The organism is Pandoraea iniqua (genome assembly GCF_902459685.1).
In the GTDB taxonomy this organism is placed as follows: Bacteria; Pseudomonadota; Gammaproteobacteria; order Burkholderiales; family Burkholderiaceae; genus Pandoraea; species Pandoraea iniqua.
Genome location: NZ_CABPSF010000011.1, coordinates 35,877 through 54,195, shown reverse-complemented (window position 1 = coordinate 54,195; position 18,319 = coordinate 35,877). Strand labels below are relative to the sequence as shown.

Here is an 18,319-nt window from a genome sequence, read left to right as displayed (position 1 = left end):
CGGACCGACTCCGACCCTTCCCATGCTGACGACGCCAAAATCTCCCGCCATTGCGCCCAACATTGCAAACGAGTGCAACGTGAAAAAACACCGCGTACGCATCGGCCTGACATCGCGTCTGCTGCGCGCCGCTCGCGGGTCGGTGGCTGCCGTGCTGAGCGTCGTCGGCGTCGCCGCGATGCTCCCGCCATCGACGGCCCACGCCGCCGATCGCCTGAGCCTGCTTTGCTCGGCAGATCTCGAATGGTGTCAGTTGATGAAGAAGCGCTTCGAGAAGGAGACCGGCGTCGGCGTCGCCATGATCCGCAAGAGCGCCGGCGAAGCGCTCGCGTTGCTGACCGCTCAGCGCGCGCGCCCGCAGTTCGACATATGGTGGGCGGGCTCCGGCGACTCGCATCTGCAAGCCGCATTCGAGGGGCTGACGCAGGCCTACCGCTCCCCGGCATTGGCACAGTTGCAGCCGTGGGCGCAGCGTTTCGCACAGACCGGCCGCGACCGCACCGTCGGTGTTTATCAGGGGCTGCTCGGCATCGGCTACAACGCCGCAGAGCTGCGCAAGCGCCGTCTTGAACCGCCGAAATGCTGGCGCGATCTTCTCTCGCCTGCGTGGAAGGGCGAGATCCAGATCGCGAATCCGAACGCTTCCGGCACAGCCTACGTGGCGCTCGCCACGCTCGTGCAACTGATGGGCGAAGACGAAGCGTTCCGCTACCTTCGCGCGCTCAACACCAACGTCAGCCAGTACACGGCAACCGGCGTCGCGCCGGGCGAAGCGGCGTCGCGCGGCGAAGCCAGCATCGCTATCGAATTCCTGCACGACCTCGTAAAGCAACGCGTGGCTGGCTTCGACATCGATACCGTCGCGCCGTGCGAAGGCACCGGTTTCGAAATCGGTGGCATGAGCCTGATCGCCGGTGCAGCGCACCCGGTGCTGGCCAAGCAGTTCTACGAGTTCGCGCTGCGTGCCGATGTTCAGGCGCTGGCAGAGCAGGCGCACGCTTACCAAATGCCGTCGAACCGCGATGCCGCCGTGCCGAAACTGGCCCCGCAGCCGTCCAGCATCAAGTTGATCGACTACGATGCCGCGCGATTTGGCGACCCGGCGACGCGCAAGCGTCTGTTGCAGCGCTGGAACACAGAAATCTATGCCCACGCTCGCTAAGCTGCCGCACGACGGCTTTACGCGCGGCGTGCTCATTGCCACGGTACTGGCGCTGGGCGTTTTCGTGGCGTGGCCGCTCGCGAACAGCTTCTTTTCGCTGGTGCCGGCATGGCGTAACGCCGGGGGCGATCTGCCCGCCGCGTGGGCCACGCTGGCGCCCGACGTGTGGCGGCTGGGCTGCGTGCGCGGCGCCGGGGCATGCGGCAGTGGCTGGCACAGCATTGCGCTGGGCATCGCCTCCGCCGCGACATCAACGATCCTTGGCGCCGCACTGGCGTTGCTCGCCACACGTAGCGCACTGACGCGCTCGCGCACCGGCGCGGCGTTGTTGCGTGGCGTTGCGATGTTGCCTGCCATCACGCCGCCGTTTGCCGTAGGTCTCGCACTGATTCTGCTGCTCGGCAGAAACGGCGCGATCACACAGGCTGTGGCCGATTGGCTCGGTGTAACGCCCGGACGCTGGTTGTATGGTCCGCTGGGCCTCTGGCTGGCGCAGTGTCTGGCCTTCACGCCGGTCGCATTCCTCACGGTGCTGGGTGTCGTGCAGCGCTTGCCTGCTGTGCTGGAAGAGGCCGCCGCGACCCTAAGGGCAACGCATTGGCAGACCTTCCGCACCGTGACGTGGCCGATGATGCGTCCCGGCCTCGCCAACGCGCTGCTGCTGTGCTTCATCGAAAGCCTCGCCGACTTCGGTAATCCGCTGGTGCTGGGTGGCAACTTCCGCGTGCTGTCGTCCGATCTGTACTTCGCAGTCGTCGGTGCCGAACAAGATCCCGGCCGCGCCGCCGCGCTCGCCGTCTGGCTGCTGCTGATGGCGTTGGGGGCGTTCGCCCTGCAACGACGGTGGCTCGGCGAGCGCAGCTATGTCGCCGTGAACGGCAAGGGCGGCGGCGGGCGCGCTGCACCGCTCGACGCGCGGCTCTCGTGGTCACTGTCGGCGCTCGTCACCCCTTGGTGCCTGCTGACGCTGGCCGCCTACGGCACGTTGCTGGCCGGCGGCTTCGTCACGCTGTGGGGCGTCGATTTTCATTGGACGCTGGCTCACTTGACAGATGTATTCGGCGTCGCCATGGAAGACGGCTCGATATCACTCACCGGGCAGGCATGGCCGTCCGCACTGGAAACCCTGCGCCTGTCGGCGATTGCCGCACCGCTGACCGCCGTCGCCGCCGTGTTCGGTGGCTGGCTGATCGCACGTCGTCAATTTGCCGGCCGCCGCTGGCTTGAGGGCGCGCTCGTCGCCGCGTTCGCGATTCCGGGCACTGTGATCGGGCTTGCCTACGCGCAGACGTTCAACGCCGCACCGCTGGCGCTCACCGGCACCGGCGCGATCCTCGTGCTGTCATTCCTGTTCCGGAACATGCCGATGGGCTTGCGCACGACCGTCGGCGCGCTGGCACAGATCGATCCGAGTCTGGATGAAGCATCGGCCACATTGCGCGCCGGTAGCTGGACGACACTGCGCCGTGTGCTGCTGCCGCTGCTGCGCCCCGCTTGTGCGGCGGCGCTGATCTACGGTTTCGTGCGCGCTGCGACGGCGGTGAGTGCCGTCGTGTTCCTCGTGAGCGCCGACCATGATCTCGCGACGACTTACCTGATCGGTCTCATCTCGAATGGCAGCTACGGCCCGGCGCTGGCGTATGCCGGTGTGCTGGTTGTCTCCTTGTTCATCATCGTCGTCTCGTTGGAAACCACGCTGCGCGTTAGCGAAACCAAACGCACACGATCAATGGCATTGGCGGTTGAATCGACGCCAGAGGGTCTTGGCAACACGCCACGCATTGGCCGGAAATCACTCGCATGAAAGCAAACCAATCCGCATCCACGTCCACGTCGCGCGGCGCGCTTGCCTTTGAAAACGTCCGTAAAGGATGGGGCACACATGTCGCCATTCCCGATCTGTCTTTCACCGTGGCGCCGGGCACGCTGACGACGCTGCTAGGACCGAGCGGCTGCGGCAAGACGACAACGCTGCGCCTGATCGCAGGGCTTGAGTTACCCGACGCGGGACGCATTACGCTCGGCGGCCGCGACGTGACTCGCCTTGGCGCGCGCGATCGTGACGTGAGCATGGTGTTCCAGTCGTACGCGCTGTTCCCGCACATGAGCGTGTTCGAGAACGTGGCCTATGGCCTCACGGTCACGCGCGTGCCCCAGCAGGAACTGCGCGAACGCGTCTTCGAGTCGTTGACGCGTGTCGGCCTCGCTTCCATGGCGCAACGCATGCCGTCCGAACTGTCGGGTGGACAGCAACAACGTGTAGCCGTCGCACGCGCGCTGGTGCTCGAACCGGAAGTGATGCTGTTCGACGAACCGCTGTCGAATCTCGATGCGCGTCTGCGCGTGCGAGTACGAGAAGACATTCGCGATCTTCAGACACAACTCGGCTTGACGGTCGTCTACGTCACGCACGATCAGGAAGAAGCCCTTGCCATCAGCGATCAGGTCGTCGTCATGCACGACGGACGAATTGCCCAGCAAGATGCGCCGCGCACGCTTGTCGAGCAGCCTGCCGACGCATTCGTCGCGACATTCATCAGCAACGCCAACCTGATCGATCTGCCCGTCACCGAACAGCGCGATGGCCACGCGCAATGCGATTTCCATGGCCTGCCGCTGACGCTGCCCTATGACGGACCGGCGTTGATTAACGCTCGCGTCGCCATCCGGCCGGAAGCGTTGACGTTGCAGGCCGTCCCCCATACCGAAGACCGTGCCGACGCGCTGCACGGTCCCATCGGTGAAATCCGGCGCGCCACCTATCTGGGGCGCGCCACGCAGTACTTCGTTCAAACCTCCGCAGGAGACCTCGTAGTCTTGTCACATCAATTCGAACCCCCGTTCCCCGTCGGCACGCGCGTCGCCGTTGGCTTGCATGCGCGCGGCGCCGCTATCGTAGGAGTCGCCCAATGACCGGCACCGAACGTCAAATGGCATCGTCGGAAAACATCGGCAACAACGACACCCTCGATGCGCGCTATCAACTCGCCCAAGTCATCGCCCGTGAAGCCGGACTGCGCGCACTCGCCATGTTTCGCACGCGCGACGCCCTGACGGTGGAATACAAGGGCGTGCAGGATGTCGTGAGCGTGGCCGATCGCGCTATCGAGCAACTGGTGCGTGAGCGCGTAGCCGCCGCGTTTCCGACGGACGCCTTCCTCGGCGAAGAAAGCGCAGCCGCAGGCAACATGCCCGCGCCGTCACGTGTCACGTGGGTGGTCGATCCGATCGACGGCACCGCTTGTTTTCTGCACGGCATGCACGCGTGGTGTGTCTCCATCGCCGTCATCGTCGATGGCGTGCCGGCCATCGGCGCGATCTACGATCCGAACGCCGACGAACTGTTTCACGGCGCAACGGCGCGCGGCGCTTTTGTCGATAACGCGGTGATGGCTAGCACCTCAACGCCGCGCTTGCCCAATGGCGGTGAGCCTGATGTGCTTCGCGTCAGCACACCGTTGCACGTCGCCGATGTGACTGCGCCGACACGAGGCGTGCTGGGTGTCGGCGTATCGCATCGCGTAGACCGAACTGACTTTCTGGCGTTTCTCGACGGCTGGCTTGCACGTGGCGGCATGTTCGTGCGCATCGGCTCGGGCGCGCTGATGATGGCGTACACCGCAGCGGGACGGCTCATCGGCTACTACGAGCCGCATATTCATGCATGGGATTGTCTGGCCGGTATCGTGCTCGTGCAGGAAGCCGGCGGGCAGGTCAGCGACTTTCTCGCCGACGATGGACTCACGCGCGGCAACCCGATTCTCGCTTCCAGTAAGACGCTATACAACACGCTGGACGATGTGGTGAATGCATCGACGCAGCGCCATTCGGCATCTCCTGATTAATCGTTTTCACGGCATTGATTTCACCGCGATTGCATTCGATTGCAATTTCCCGCGTGAGCAAGACGACGACAGACCCCATGCGAACGATGTCCGGACGACACGAAAAATTCACTAACCACGGCCAGCCATGTCACGGTGAGGTCACACTGAATTTCTACACTTCGTCTCGTTGTCCGAATCGCATTTCTTCTGCGTCGTTTTGCACACGTGTGCAAATGATTTGCAAAAACACGGAAGGAGATTCGGTGCCGTTGATGACCTGCGTCTGCCAAGACGCACAAGGAGAGTTCGATGTCTGGAGCGAATGGCGCAATGCCGCTGCTGCAAGTTCCGGCGCTGCCCAGTTGGTTGGTAGCGCCGCGTGCTTCGCAAGCGCTGCGATTGGTTGGCGTGATCGCATTGCACGTCGTGGCACTCGTTCTCGCACTGCAATGGCATAGCGAACCGACGGTGATCACGCCGCCTGCGCCCATCTACGCCACGCTCGTCCAAGACACGCCGGCGCCTGCCGTCACGCAATCGCAATCGCAGCCGCAGCCGCAACCCCAGAAGCCGCAACCGAAGCCACAAGTCACGCCGAAGGCAACACCGCGCCCGGTCGCCCCGTCGCCGAAAAGCGAACCCGCGCCAAGTACTCCGGCGACTGACCCGACACCGGCAGCCCCGGCCACGGCCGCGCCGAGCGCCGCAGCCGCACCGGCAGCAACGCCGTCACCCGTGGTTCCTGCGACGCCGCACACCATCACGCACGGCGTGCAGTATCTGCGAGCCCCGGTGCTCACCTATCCGGAGTCGTCGCGTCGCATGGGCGAGGAGGGCGTCGTGACGGTGCGCGTACTCGTCGGTGCCGACGGACTGCCGCGTGAAATCACGGTGCGCCAGTCGTCCGGCTCTGCCGCACTCGATGCGGCCGGCATTCGCGCCGTGCAGCACGCCGTGTTCAAACCCTATACCGAGGACGGCAAGCCGCAAGCCGTCTATGTGATCGTGCCGCTGCGTTTTTCGCTCGACACCTGATCCCACCTGACCCGCCAATTTTTTACCGAGGCTTTTATGGCAACTCCTCAATTCGGATTCGAAACACTGTGGGCGCAAGCCGACGGCGTGATCAAGGGCGTCGCCCTGCTGTTGTTCGTGATGTCGGTCGCGTCGTGGTACGTCATCGTGACGAAGGCGTTCGCCAACTGGCGCCTGCGCCGCATGGCCGATCAGGCGACCGGCGCGTTCTGGAAGGCGGGCTCGCTGCGCGACGGTGTCGCCACGCTCGACGGCGATGCGCGCGGTAACCCGTTCGTCGAACTGGCGCATACGAGTCTGGACGCCACGCTGCAACACCATCAGGCCACCGCCGCCGGACGCACGCCGCCTGTGTTGTCCGACTGGCTCACTCGTGCCCTGCGCGAGCGTATTGCCCGCCGTCAGGTGCGCATGCAAAGCGGTATGCCGGTGCTGGCTACGGTCGGTTCCAGCGCGCCGTTCATCGGTCTGTTCGGTACCGTGTGGGGGATTTATCACGCGCTCATGACCATCGGCGCGTCGGGGCAGGCCAGCATCGGTGAAGTGGCCGGCCCGGTCGGCGAAACGCTCGTGATGACCGCGCTCGGTCTGGCCGTCGCCATTCCCGCATCGCTGGCTTACAACGCCTTGCTGCGCGCCAACAAGACGTCGGTGGCCGCGTTGTCCGCCTTCATCTACGAACTGCACGACATGATCGTCGTCGGACAGCGTTTGCCGGAGGGCGGTGAACGTCTCGACGGCGGTGCCGACGCCGATGTGAAGGCACTCGCAACGGCCAAGGAATCGCGCCGTCGCGAAGCCATGCCGGAGGCCGCGTAAATGGCCGGTGCCGTGCATAACGACGTCGACGACGACTTCAACCCTGAGATCAACACTACGCCGCTGGTGGACGTGATGCTGGTGCTGCTCGTGATCTTCATCATCACGATGCCTGCCCTGCAACACGCCGTGAAGATCGATCTGCCGCGCGCGGCGTCGGCACCCGCCGAAGTCAAACCGGAAACGATCGACGTGGCGATCGATGCGACGGGCGTCATTCACTGGAACGACCGTGTCGTCGATCTCGACGGCATGCGTGCCTTGATTGCCGATGCCGCCCGTGCGCAGCCGCAACCCGAACTGCATCTGCGCGCCGACCGCAAGACGGCTTACGAGGACGTCATGCAGGTGATGTCGGCGGCGCAGTCCGGCGGCCTCGCCAAGATCGGTTTCGTCAGCGAGGCGGCGAAACGCTGAAGGCCCAACGGCCGGAATCCAGATCTCGCGCCTTCGTGCGCGGCTTCGCAAAGATTCACCGAGTTCCACCCATTTCCACCTATTTCGATAAGGCACACCGGCCGCTGCTGCGGCACCGGTGGGGGCGTTTGCGCGCCCGCACCGGTGCTAACAGCAACACCAACGTAGCCGGTTGCCAGATAACCACAACCCTTCGCACACCACTTCGATCACCATGCGCCACGATCTATCGCAACGCCTGACGCATCGCAAGACTGCACCCGCGACCGCGTTTTCCGCTTCACGCGTGTCTCCCCATACTTCGGCGCTGTATGCGCGCCTCGTCGCGGCCGGACTCTGTCTGGCTGGCTTGTTGCCGCTCGCCGCCCAAGCGCAGGCAAAGGCAGACGCCGCTGCCACAACCGTAGTGGCAGCGGCTGGTAGCGAAGCCACGCTGCCGGAAGTGAATGTCTCCGCCGCGCAGATCACGTCGCCCACGAGCCTCAAGCGCAGCGCCAGCGCCGGTGCACTCGGCAATCACCCGGAAATCGAAACGCCGTTCTCGATCAAATCGGTGTCCGGCGAAGAGATCGAAGACCGTCAGGCCAACATCCTCTCGGAAGCGGTCAAGTACGACGCATCGGTCACCTCGATCAGCACGAGCTACAGCACGCACCCAGCCACGCTCGCCGTGCGTGGCCTGCCGCTCGACGACCTTAACGGCTACAAGATCGACGGTCTGGCGAGCGTGAACCGTGGCGTGGAAATGCCGCTGGAAATGTTCGACCGCATCGAAGTGCTCAAGGGCCTGACCGGTTTCATGTACGGCTTCGGCAGCCCCGGCGGTATCGTCAACTACGTGACCAAGCGGGCGACCGAGCAATTCACGTTGAGTTATGACCAGAGCTGGTCGGAAGACGGCGTGTGGAAGGAGCACCTCGATACGGGCGGGCGCTTCGGCAAGGACGACCGCTTCGGGTTCCGCTTCAACGCGGTGCACGAGGAAGGCAACGCCGCCGCCGACAGCGCCAAGATCAATCGCACGTCGGTGGGCCTTGGCCTCGACGCGCGCCTGACCAATGACCTGACCGTCACGCTCGACACGATGTGGCAAGAGCGCCGCACGTCGGGCGGTGTCGACATCATCACCAGCCCGAAGTACTCGGTGCCCGATCCGATTTCGGGCCGCTCGAAGCTGTACAGCAACGGCTCCTACACCGACGTGACCTACAAGATGGCCACGCTCGGCGTGCAGTACAAGATCGCGCCGGAATGGGTCGCCAAGGTGGCCTATCGTTATTCGGATTCGGTGCGTCAGTACAAGAAGGACCAGTACTACCTATCGAGCAACAAGGGCGACTACTCGGACCGCATCAGCGCCGAGTACCACAGCTACGAGTTCGACGAAGTGCAGGCGACGGTCGAAGGCAAGTTCAAGACCGGGCCGCTCACGCACGAAATCGTCGTCGGGGCGAGCAATCTGGTGCTGCTGTCGAACAAATCGGTCAACACGCCGAAGGTGGTGGTCGGCAACGGCAACCTGTACTCGCCGACGATCTACTCGGCCAACAACGTGAATTTCAGCGGCGGCACGTACGGTGACGACAAGCTGACGCAACGCGCGATCTTCGCAAGCGACCGTATCTCGTACGGTTCGTGGTCGCTGCTCGCCGGTGTGCGTTACCAGACGTACGACGAAATCGCGCATGCGTCGGCAACGGCGGCGGCTACCACGTACCACGCCTCGCCGGTCACGCCGACGGTGGCGTTGATGTACTCGCCGCGCAGCGATCTCACGTTCTACACCAGCTATGTCGAATCGCTGGAGCAGGGCGGCACGGCCGACAGCACGACGAAGAACGCCAACCAGCAGATGGCCCCGATCAAGAGCCATCAGTACGAAGTGGGCGTGAAGACGGATCAGGGGCGCTGGCGCGCAACGGCGGCCCTGTTCCGCGTGGAGCGCGGGGCGGAGTACGTCAACAGCGCGAACTACTTTGTGCAGGACGGCAAGGTGCGCTATCAGGGCGTTGAACTGGGCGGCTCGGTCGACGTGTTGCGCAGCCTGACGCTCGATGCCAGCGTGATGGGGCTCAATTCGGAATACGTCAACGCGGCCGCCGGCGTGAACGGCAAGCGTGCCGTCGGTGCGCCGAACTGGCAGGCCGCCTTTCAGGCCACTTGGCGCGTGCCGGCGGTGCAGGGCCTGTACTTCCAGTTTGGCGTGCGCTACCTCGGTGGCATGGCGATCGACTCGGGCAACGTGAATTACATCAACCCGTCGGCACTGCTCGACGCCGGGGTGGGTTACCGCACGCGCATGTATGGCAAGCTCGTGACCCTGCGTGCCAACGTGACGAACCTGACCGATCGCCGCTACTGGTCGTATTACCAAGAGAACTACCTCCAAGTGGGGGCGCCGCGTACGCTCAGCCTGAACGCGCGTATCGACTTCTGATCGGGAGACGGAAATCCATGCAACGACATTGCCGGAATCGCGGCGGAAAGTGGGCGGCGATGGCGGTGGTTATCGCCAGCGGCCTGACGACGGCGCTTTTGTCGCCAGTTGCGAATGCTGCGGGTGCGCCGGTCGCAGAGTCGGCGGCCAAGGCATGGGCGCTGTCAGGAATGCGTCTGGAGCGCGCCGTGATCGTCATGCGTCATGGCGTGCGCGCTGCAACCGACACGCCCAAGATGGACGCGGCGTCTGCGCAACCGTGGCCCGCCTTCGAAGTCGCTGATGGGCAACTGACGCCACATGGCTACAAGGCGGTGACGTTGCTTGGCGCGTGGGAGCGCCAGACGCTGAACCGCGCCGGGCTGTTGGGCAAGGAGGCGTGCGCAGGCGCGGCCGACACGTTCGTCTGGACGAGCCCGTCAGCACGCACACAGGCGACGGCCAAGGCGATGCTTGACGGTATGTTCCCGGGTTGCGGTGTGCCCGTGCGGCACACCACCAACGCGTTGGACACGCTGTTTCATGGCGCAGAGATCGGCCTCGGCACGCCCGACCCGAAGCAGGCGAACGCGGCCATTCTGCAAGCCATGGGCGGCTCACCCGAACTGGCGCGCAAGCAGTATGAGGCGGATGTCGCAGCGATGGTCGCGGCGGTCGGTGTACCGGCGGACTGCGCCGCGAAACGGGGTGCGGATACCTGCGGTCTGTATGCGAAGGCGTGGGGCGTGAAGGACAGCGGCAAGATCGGACTGACCGGGCCGGTGTCGGTCGGTGCGAGCATGAGCGAGACCATTCGCATGCAATACGCGGATGGCTGGCCGCTCGAGCGCATCGCCTTCGGGCATGTGAAGGGCGAAGACGATGTCATCCGTCTGATGGGCCTGCGCAGCGCCAAGTACGACCTCGTCAACCACACGCCTTATCTGGCGCGACGCGGTGCCTCGCAGTTGCTGAGTCAGGTGGCCATCGCGATCGAATCGGGCCCGGGTGTGGCGAAGGCCAAGCCGGTGAAGGGCGGGCCGCCGCCCGCGCGCCTGACGCTGTTCGTGGCGCACGACACCAACATCTCGCAAGTGCGCGCGATGCTCGGTTTCGACTGGAAGCTGGGGGCGTATCGCGAGAACGATGTGGTGCCGGGCGGCATGCTGATGTTCGAGCGATTCGTGCGTCAGCGCGACGGCAAGCGTTTCGTGCGCGTGTCGTACGTGGCGCAGAGCCTCGACCAGACGCGCAATCTCGTGCCGCTTGACGAGGCGCATCCGCCCTTGCGGGCCGTCTATCGACCGAAGTCCACCGGCACCGAGTGGCTGACGTTGGCGCAGTTCGAATCGCTGACTGCTGGCGTCATCGATCGGGAGGCTATCGCGCCGGAAGCTTACGTCGGGACGAAGTGAGCGGGTAAATTTGTAAGCCTCAATGCAATGGGCGGCGCTTTGTGCGCCGCCCATTGTTTTTATGGTGTGGCGGCGCTGCCGCGCAGTAATTCCCCAAATCGGCCTTCGCACCAGCGCATCACGTCGTTGGGTTCTCTCCCAAAACGCCACAGCATACGCACGGGCAGCTGCGGCAATCCCAAGTCGTCGCAGCGCAATTCGTGCAGGTCTTCGTACTGGGCAATGTCGATGGGCAGCACGGCCCAGCCGAGCTTGTCGACCACCATGCTGGCGATCACGTACGAGCTATCCGCCCGCCAGATCGACGGGCTCAACTGCAACGGCGTGAAGTCGCCCATCTGCAACAGAATCTGCCGGTATTTCGCCAGATCGCCGCGCGTCACATGATCGCGGAAGGCCAGCGGGTGGTCGCCCGCCACAAATACGCCCTGCACGGCGGAGCCCACGTACTTGTGCCCGAGCGCCGACGAAATCGCGCCACGGTCGACGTGAAAGCCGATATCCGCGCGCTGCTTCTCCACGTACTCCGCCACTTCCGTCGACGTGCCGTTAAGCAGCGTCAGTTCCAGATAAGCGAATTGGTGCGCGAGATCGCGAACCAGCTCGCTCACGGCCTGATAGGGCAACGCTTCGTCGATGGCGAGCGAGAGCTGCGGCTGCTCGCCATACGCCAGCGCATTCGCCCGGTGATTCAGCCCCTCGGCCTGACGCAACAACTCTTTGGCTTCGAGCAACATGACGTCGCCCTGATCGGTCAGCCGGGCGTTGCGGCGGCTGCGGTCGAACAGTTCGAACCCCAGATCGGCCTCGAGCAAGGCAATGGCCGTGCTGACCGCAGACTGGGCCTTGCCCAGACGACGCGCGGCAGCCGATATCGAACCCTCTTCGGCTGCCGCCACAAAATAGCGCAATTGTTCAATTGTCCAGTTCATCCATCCATTCTATAGATAGGTTCCAACTTTTTCTAACATCGTTTTCAGGTCAGAATCGCGGTTCTCCTAGTGAAACGCCGAATTGAAACGCCGAAACAGGCGAGGCGGCAGACGACCGGATCTCCGGTCCGGTGGTCTCAGGTTCAGACCCTTTCGCGCAACGCGCACCTGCCACCCACGGCGACCCATGAAAGAGACGCAGATGCCCGGTTCCCCATCGCCGGCCCTGCCACCGGGTCGACGCAGCGCTCCCAACGCCGTGTCGACACCCCCCCGACCGGATGTCGTATATCCAACGTTTCTACATGTCATCGAAAATCGAATACCGAACCCGCTTCGGAATGCTAACGGGCGCGCTCGCGGGCCTGCTCCTGCTCGCTGCCTGCACGGATCGCGGCAAAGAAGACAAAGCCGACGCCACGCCGGAAGCCGTCGTGCGCACGGTCGAACGTCGCGCCGAGCCACTCACGACCCAGCAGCCGGGACGCCTTGAGGCTTACCGCAGTGCCGACGTGCGTGCGCGCGCTGGCGGTGTTGTCATCGAGCGTCGTTATCAGGAAGGCCAGAAGGTCGCGCGTGGCGACGTGCTGTTCCGCATCGACCCGCAGCCGCTCTCGGCAGCGCTCGATGCCGCACGCGGCGCGCTCGCCAAGGCACAGGCCGAACATGACTCCGCCAAGGACAAGATCGAGCGTTACCGCGGCCTGCTCGAAGAGCGCGCCATCAGCGCCCGCGAAGACGCCGAATCACGTGCTGCAGAAGCCCGCACGCGTGCCGACGTGCTCGCCGCACGCGCCGAAGTCCGTCGTGCCGAGTTGAATCTTGGCTATACGAGCGTCGTCTCGCCCATCGCGGGCCGCGTGCGTCGTGCCGAGGTCACGGAAGGCGCGTTGGTCGGTCTCGATTCGCCGACGTTGCTCACGCGCGTCGAGCAGATCGATCCGATCTACGTGAACTTCTCGCAACCGGCCGCCGAGGTGTACGCCATGACGCGCGATCTGCGCGCCGGCAAGTTGCAGAACGGCAACGAAGCGGCCGCGCCGAAGGTGCATGTCACGCTGCCCGACGGCCGCGAATACGACCTGCCGGGCAAGCTGCTCTTTACCGATCTCGCAGTCGATCCGGGCACCGACACCATCGCCATGCGCGCACTGCTGCCGAACCCTGACGGCGTGCTGCTGCCCGGCGCTTTCGTACAGGTGCGCATGCAGGGGGCGGTCAATCCGAACATCGTGCGGGTACCGCGCGAGTCGCTGCTTCGTACGGGAAATGGTGCGGTTGTCCGCGTGGTCGATGCGCAAGGCAAGGTGCACGACACCAAGGTGCGCGCCGAAGCCATCGAGGGCCGCGACTGGCTCGTGACCGACGGCCTCAAGGGCGGCGAGCAGGTGATCGTGCACAACGTGGCGCAGTTCGCCGAGGGCATGCAGGTCAAGGTGAAGGCAGACGGCGAGCCGAAGGTTGCCGCCAAGCCTGCCAGCGCTGCTGCGGCGGCTACGCCCGATACCTCCGAAGCCCAAGCCAAACTTGAATCCGATCCGGCGCGTGCCGGACCGGCCTCCAAAGCGGAGACGCTCTAACAATGGCTCGTTTCTTTATCGATCGCCCGGTATTCGCTTGGGTGATCGCGTTAATCATCACGCTGGTCGGTCTGTTGTCGATCCGGTCGCTGCCGGTGGCGCAGTACCCCGACATCGCGCCGCCTGTGGTCAGCATCTGGAGCAGCTATCCGGGCGCGTCGGCCAAAGTGGTCGAAGATTCGGTGACTGCCGTGATCGAGCGCCAGATGAACGGCGCGCCGGGACTGATGTACATGTCGGCATCGAGCGGCAACGGCGAATCGTCGATCAGTCTGACGTTTCGACAGGGCACCAGTCTCGATCTGGCCGCCGTCGAAGTGCAGAACCGGCTGAAGACCATCGAATCGCGTCTGCCCGAAGTCGTGCGTCGCTACGGCGTAAAAGTCGAGCGCGCGGCCGATAACGTGCAGATGGTGGTCACGCTCTCGTCGAGCAATCCGTCGGTCGATGAGTTCGACCTCGGCGAAATCGCCGCGGCGCAGGTCATGAACCAGCTCAAGCGCGTGCCCGGTGTCGGGCAGGTGCAGTTCTGGGGCACGGAGAAGGCCATTCGCATCTGGCCCGATCCTTCCAAACTGGTGGCACTCGATCTCACCGCCTCCGACATCGTCTCGCGTGTGCGTGCTTACAACGCACGCGTGACCATCGGCGATCTCGGTGCCGGGGCAACGCCCACGGCAGCGCCGATCAACGCCAACATCGTCTCCGACAGCGCGCTGTCGACACCGGAGGAGTTCGCCAATATTCCGTTGCGCGTGCGCGCCGACGGTTCGGCGATCCGGCTGGGCGATGTGGCGCGGGTGGAGTTGGGCGCGTCGGATTACAACTACTCGTCGCGCGTCGACGGTCTGCCGGCCACGGCCATGGGCATCAAGCTCGCGGCTGGGTCGAATGCCATCGAAGTGATGAAGGCCGTGCGTGCCGTCATGGACGAGCAGGCGAGCCTGTTCCCGGCCGGGGTGTCGTATCAGATCCCGTACGAAACCGCGTCGTTCGTGAAGGTGTCGATCCAGAAGGTCTTCAAGACCTTGCTCGAAGCCGTGGTGCTCGTGTTCCTCGTGATGTATCTGTTCATGCAGAACCTGCGGGCCACGCTGATCCCGACGCTTGTCGTGCCGGTCGCGTTGCTTGGCACCTGTGGCGTGCTGCTGGGGCTGGGCTACTCGATCAATACGCTCACGATGTTCGGCATGGTGTTGGCCATCGGTATTCTGGTCGACGACGCCATCGTCGTGGTCGAGAACACCGAGCGGATCATGGTCGAAGAAGGGCTGCCGCCCTATGCCGCCACGGTCAAGGCCATGCGGCAGATCAGCGGCGCCATCGTGGGCATTACGGTCGTGCTGGTGACGGTGTTCGTGCCGATGGCGTTCTTCTCGGGCGCGGTGGGCAATATCTACCGCCAGTTCGCGGTCACGCTCGCGGTGTCGATCACCTTCTCGGCGTTCCTCGCCCTCTCGTTGACGCCCGCGTTGTGCGCCACGTTGTTGCGCCCGATCTCGGCCGATCATCACGAGAAACGAGGTTTCTTCGGCTGGTTCAACCGCACGTTTGCATTGGGCACCGAGCGCTACACGCGCACGGTCGGCAATACGCTGCGTCGTCCGTGGCGCGCCATCGTGGTCTACGCGGTGGTGTTGATCGCGGTGCCGCTGGCATTCATGCGCCTGCCGTCGGCCTTCATTCCGGAGGAAGACACCGGCAGCTTCATGGTCATGGCCTCGGAGCCGCAAGGCGCCACGCTGCCCGAAGCGATGACGGCGCTCACGCGTATCGAGAGCTATCTGATGAAGGACGAGCCGGTCAAACACGTCTTCGTGCTGGGCGGCTGGAACGAGTTCGGTGCGGGTCCGGGCGGCGGCATGTTGTTCGTGACGCTGAAAGACTGGCACGAGCGCACATCGAAGCACGACGGCGTGAATGCCATCGTCGATCGCGTGAATGCGAAATTCGGCGGTCAGCCGGACCGCATGGTGCTCGCGATGAACAGCCCGGCGCTGCCGGAGCTGGGCTCGTCGAACGGCTTCAGCCTGCGCTTGCAGGACCGCGCCGGGGTGGGCAACGAAACGCTCATCGCCGCGCGTGACCAACTGCTCAAGCGGGCGGTCGAAGACCCGGTGCTCAAGAACGTGATCTTCGCCGGTCAGGGCGACGTGCCCCAGATCGACGTCACGCTCGACCGTCGCAAGATGGAAGCGCTCAAGGTGAGCATGGACGAAGTGAACACGACGCTCGCGACGATGTTCGGTTCCGACTACGTGGGCGACTTCATGCTCGGCGCGGAGAACCGCCGTGTGATCGTGCAGGCCGACGGCCGTCAGCGCGTGTCGCCGGAGAACGTCGGCAATCTGCGCGTGCGCAACGCCAGCGGCGAAATGGTGCCGCTGTCGTCTTTCGTGTCGCTCAAGTGGAAGCTCGGTGCGCCGCAGTTCAAGCGCTACAACGGCTATCCGTCGTTCACGCTGCAAGGGGAATCGGCACCGGGCAAGAGCAGTGGCGAAGCCATGGCGCGCATGGAGCAGTTGATGGCCGACATGCCGAAGGGCATCGGCTACGAGTGGAGCGGCCAGTCGCGCGAGGAACGCATTTCAGGCGCGCAGGCACCGATGCTGTTCGCCTTGTCGATTCTGGTGGTGTTTCTCGCACTCGCGGCGCTCTATGAAAGCTGGGCCATTCCGGCGGCCGTGATCATGGTGGTGCCGCTGGGGGTGATCGGTGCGTTGAGTGCCGTGAGCTTGCTTGGCATGCCGAACGACATCTACTTCAAGGTCGGTTTGATTGCGACCATCGGTTTGTCGGCGAAGAACGCGATTCTGATCGTGGAAGTGGCGAACGATCTGGTCAAGCACGGCATGAGCTGGATCGATGCGGCGGTGGAAGCCGCGCGTCTGCGCCTGCGCCCGATCGTGATGACCTCGCTCGCCTTCGGTTTCGGCGTGGTGCCGCTGGCCATCGCAACAGGGCCCGCTTCGGGCGCACAGCGTGCGATCGGTGTGGCGGTGTTGGGCGGGATCGTGACGGCCACGGTGCTGGCGATCTTCCTCGTGCCGTTGTTTTTCCTGTGGGTCGGGCGCTTTGCGCGCCGGCCGAATCCGAATCAGGCGGACGCTGCGGTTGACGTCAAGCCGGCCGCCGAGGGGAATGTATGAAGAAGTTTCGACCCCGCGTTAGCGGGATGACCATGGGCCGCATCGGCAGTCTGGCGCTGTTCGCCTTGCTAGCCGGTTGCACACTGGCGCCGACGTACGAGCGCCCGGCGGCACCGATGCCGACCACTTACGAGGCCTCGCCGGACGGTTCGGTGCCGGCATCGGCGTCGCTCAGTTCGATGACGGCACTCACGGCTGCCCCGACGGCCGATGCCGATTGGGCCGAGGTGTTCACCGACCCGGGCCTGCAAGCGCTGATCCGCAAGGCACTGGTGCAGAATCGCGACCTTCGGTTGGCCTCGCTGCGTGTGCAGGAAGCGCGCGCGCTGTACGGCATCGAAGCCGCGAACCTGCTGCCGAGCGTGCAGGCAGGCGGTGCCTTCGGCCGCCAGCGTTATGCCGGGACGTCTGACGGCAACGGCGGCACGACGGGCAATTACGTCGCCAACGACTTGCGTGCGACGGTGGGCGTGAGTGCGTTCGAACTCGACTTCTTCGGTCGTGTGCGCAGCCTGCGCGACGCGGCGCTTCAGGAGTATCTCGCCAGCGAGGAAGCGCAGCGCGCGGCGCAGGTGAGTCTGGTCGCCGAGGTCGCCACGTCGTACATCGGGCTGGTGGCGCTCAGCGAACAGATTTCTTATGCCCGCGACGTGCTGGCGGCGCGCGAAGAAGGCATTCGCGTCATCCGTCTGCGGGCCGAACGAGGTCTGGTCGACGATCTCGATCTGAACACCGAGACGACGCAGGTCGAAGTCGCGCGTGCAGCCCTTGCCGAGCGGGAGCGCCAACGCAGTCAGGTCGTACATGCGTTGCAGGTACTCACGGGTGACGTCGGCACGCGACCGGTAGCGGCTGCTACGCTCGATGACGCGTTTGTCGTGCCGGTGGCCGCAGGGTTGCCGTCGTCGCTGCTGATGCGCCGTCCGGACATCCGCCGTGCCGAAGCGCAGTTGCGTGCGACCAATGCGAATATCGGTGCGGCGCGCGCCGCGTTCTTCCCGTCGATCAAGCTCACGACGGAGATCGGCACGGCCAGCACGCGCTTTGCCGATCTGTTCGGTGCAGGCTCGGGTGTCTGGTCGTTCCTGCCGCAGATCACCGTGCCGATTTTCGACGGTGGCCGCAATATTCAGGGCCTGAACCTTGCAGAAGTGCGCAAGGAAATGGCCGTGGTCACGTACGAGCAGACCATCCAGACGGCGTTTTCCGAAGTGGACGATGCGCTGACGGCACAGACGCAACTGGCGCGTCAGTTTCAGGCGCAGAAACGCGTATCGGATGGCGAGCGCGAGCGGCTGCGGCTGGCTAAGCGCCGTTATGTGAACGGCGTGGCGAGCTACCTCGAACTGCTCGATGCGCAGCGCAGCGAGTTTCAGGCGGCGCAGCAGTTGATCGACGTGAAGCAGCGCGTGCTCGTCAATCACGTGGCGTTGTATCGTGCACTGGGCGGTGGCTGGGAGCCGCAGCCGTCGGCATCGTGATCCGCTGATCGACGCTCAGGCAGTCGCTGTCAAAGAAAAACCCCGCCGGTTCGAAAGACCCGGCGGGGTTTTTTCCATCAGGCGAT

General features: G+C 64.5%; 13 protein-coding genes. 12 read left to right on the top strand and 1 reads right to left on the bottom strand.

The window, feature by feature from the left end; all coding sequences use genetic code 11:
* Window positions 1-79 precede the first annotated feature (79 nt).
* From PIN31009_RS26250 to PIN31009_RS26210, 9 genes are all read left to right on the top strand, one after another.
* The gene (locus PIN31009_RS26250; protein WP_246185869.1) at window positions 80-1,162 is read left to right on the top strand and encodes an ABC transporter substrate-binding protein; all 1,083 of its coding nucleotides are present in this window, start codon (window positions 80-82) and stop codon (window positions 1,160-1,162) included.
* Complete coding sequence (locus PIN31009_RS26245; RefSeq protein WP_174997407.1) at window positions 1,146-2,966, top strand: ABC transporter permease; 1,821 nt, start codon at window positions 1,146-1,148, stop codon at window positions 2,964-2,966. Before PIN31009_RS26250 ends, PIN31009_RS26245 begins: the two co-directional genes overlap by 17 nt.
* Entirely contained in the window at window positions 2,963-4,075 is a 1,113-nt protein-coding gene (locus PIN31009_RS26240) for an ABC transporter ATP-binding protein (protein ID WP_150792034.1), read from the top strand. The genes PIN31009_RS26245 and PIN31009_RS26240 overlap by 4 nt, the downstream gene beginning before the upstream one ends.
* Window positions 4,072-5,007, top strand: a complete 936-nt coding sequence (locus PIN31009_RS26235; RefSeq protein ID WP_217426849.1) for an inositol monophosphatase family protein — start codon at window positions 4,072-4,074, stop codon at window positions 5,005-5,007. Before PIN31009_RS26240 ends, PIN31009_RS26235 begins: the two co-directional genes overlap by 4 nt.
* 291 nt (window positions 5,008-5,298) lie before the next feature.
* Window positions 5,299-6,024: an energy transducer TonB gene (locus PIN31009_RS26230; protein WP_150792033.1), complete on the top strand. Its 726-nt coding sequence runs from the start codon at window positions 5,299-5,301 to the stop codon at window positions 6,022-6,024.
* Window positions 6,025-6,060: 36 nt separating this feature from the next.
* Window positions 6,061-6,843 carry a MotA/TolQ/ExbB proton channel family protein gene (locus PIN31009_RS26225; RefSeq protein WP_150792032.1) on the top strand — a complete coding sequence of 261 codons (783 nt, stop codon included), beginning with the start codon at window positions 6,061-6,063 and terminating at the stop codon, window positions 6,841-6,843.
* The gene (locus PIN31009_RS26220; RefSeq protein WP_150792031.1) at window positions 6,844-7,260 is read left to right on the top strand and encodes an ExbD/TolR family protein; all 417 of its coding nucleotides are present in this window, start codon (window positions 6,844-6,846) and stop codon (window positions 7,258-7,260) included. It abuts the gene before it with no gap.
* Window positions 7,261-7,474: 214 nt separating this feature from the next.
* On the top strand, window positions 7,475-9,697 hold the full coding sequence (locus tag PIN31009_RS26215; RefSeq protein WP_150792030.1) for a TonB-dependent siderophore receptor: 2,223 nt from the start codon (window positions 7,475-7,477) through the stop codon (window positions 9,695-9,697).
* A gap of 17 nt (window positions 9,698-9,714) precedes the next feature.
* Entirely contained in the window at window positions 9,715-11,091 is a 1,377-nt protein-coding gene (locus PIN31009_RS26210; RefSeq protein ID WP_150792029.1) for a histidine-type phosphatase, read from the top strand.
* A 59-nt stretch (window positions 11,092-11,150) separates the two neighbouring features.
* Here the strand turns inward: PIN31009_RS26210 and PIN31009_RS26205 are convergent, their stop codons facing one another.
* The gene (locus PIN31009_RS26205) at window positions 11,151-12,023 is read right to left on the bottom strand and encodes a LysR family transcriptional regulator (RefSeq protein WP_170936107.1); all 873 of its coding nucleotides are present in this window, start codon (window positions 12,021-12,023) and stop codon (window positions 11,151-11,153) included.
* Between the two features lie 305 nt (window positions 12,024-12,328).
* Here PIN31009_RS26205 and PIN31009_RS26200 point away from each other — a divergent pair, with 305 nt between their 5' ends.
* The 3 genes from PIN31009_RS26200 to PIN31009_RS26190 are packed head-to-tail and all read left to right on the top strand — an operon-like array spanning window position 12,329 to window position 18,233.
* Window positions 12,329-13,603, top strand: a complete 1,275-nt coding sequence (locus tag PIN31009_RS26200) for an efflux RND transporter periplasmic adaptor subunit (protein ID WP_217426848.1) — start codon at window positions 12,329-12,331, stop codon at window positions 13,601-13,603.
* A gap of 2 nt (window positions 13,604-13,605) precedes the next feature.
* Complete coding sequence (locus tag PIN31009_RS26195) at window positions 13,606-16,752, top strand: multidrug efflux RND transporter permease subunit (RefSeq protein WP_150792028.1); 3,147 nt, start codon at window positions 13,606-13,608, stop codon at window positions 16,750-16,752.
* A complete protein-coding gene (locus PIN31009_RS26190; protein WP_150792027.1) occupies window positions 16,749-18,233 on the top strand; it encodes an efflux transporter outer membrane subunit in 1,485 nt (494 codons plus the stop codon). Before PIN31009_RS26195 ends, PIN31009_RS26190 begins: the two co-directional genes overlap by 4 nt.
* The last annotated feature ends 86 nt before the right edge of the window (window positions 18,234-18,319 follow it).